We start from the raw sequence: 1,085 nt of genomic DNA, 5'->3' as shown, positions 1-1,085 counted from the left end.
TGAATGGAAACATTATTCCCAGAATGAAGAGAGAGACTATCATTCGAATTCAGTGAAATGCCACCACCTGCCTTCAAAGAGATGTTGCCTTTTGCGTTTAAATTTATATCGCTTTCTGAAACAATCTTTATGCCTTCCGGTGCGGTAAGCTCTAGCTTGCCCCCATCACCTTTTAGTGACACACCATCAGCGATTGTCAGGATAAATTTTCCGCCGGATTTGATGTGAATTCCATAAGTATTTTGTTCATCATCATATTCAAGGCTGGTGCCATCAGGGTATATCGTTCGGTGAATGCTGCCCTTATCGGCTGCTTGATTAGCATCTGTATGAATGGAACCCACAATCACCCCTTGTGATAAATCTCCGGATGACGAAACAACAATCACTTGCTCTCCGATATCACGCCCTTCATAAGAGCGTGTTTTACCGGCGCGGGCTTGTGTGTCTGGAATCCAGTCACTGACAAGATTGCCACTTTTTACCCGATAGCGTGCGTTTTTATGGTCGACATGGCTAATTTTTCCCACCACAACCATATTGGCCACACGTCTCTTTAGATCTGTGATTTCTTTATCGCGCCGCTCTAACATGAGTAACCTCGATTTTATGGTATTTATCTTTATTTCTCACGCCTGTTTCTGGTTCAAAGCTTAAGAAAGGTTCAACGATTCTTGCTGTTACACTGCCGTCTTCTTCATCCATGTTGGGGATATTTGTCACATAAATGACTTCAAAGGTTAGAATTGCACCATGGAGTGCTAAGGCGCCATTATCGCCAAAGGCAAAAGCAATATTTTGCAGGCGGCATGTCTCAACGGTATTGTTAAGATTGGGATTGGCATAGAAAATCTCTTCAATTTCCCATGCTAATTGGTCAACAAAACGTGCTCCATCTTCACATGTTGCATAGCATTCAACATCTACTGTTAAAACACGCCGCCTTACTCCATAATCATAGCCATCTTCAATCGTTTCACTTTGTGTTGAGATATTAATTGCAGGCGTGTTCTCAACGGAAAAGTTGAAATCACGCATATTGAAAACATTGTCACCAGCTGCCGTCTTTGCTGCTTTGATCAACG

At 42.5% G+C, this 1,085-nt stretch carries 2 protein-coding genes; both read right to left on the bottom strand.

Annotated features, from left to right (window positions below):
• Positions 1-593, bottom strand: a 593-nt coding sequence (locus ACFILN_RS07170) for a phage baseplate assembly protein V (RefSeq protein WP_375671167.1), incomplete at its 3' end; no start/stop codon positions are given.
• A complete protein-coding gene (locus ACFILN_RS07165; protein ID WP_375671166.1) occupies positions 574-1,083 on the bottom strand; it encodes a hypothetical protein in 510 nt (169 codons plus the stop codon). The genes ACFILN_RS07170 and ACFILN_RS07165, both read right to left, overlap by 20 nt.
• Positions 1,084-1,085: the final 2 nt, after the last annotated feature.

Origin of the sequence: Bartonella sp. CL434QHHD (genome assembly GCF_042195145.1) — a bacterium.
GTDB lineage: Bacteria > Pseudomonadota > Alphaproteobacteria > Rhizobiales > Rhizobiaceae > Bartonella.
The sequence above is the reverse complement of the archived record's forward strand: the minus strand, read 5'-3'. Positions and strand labels throughout refer to the sequence as shown.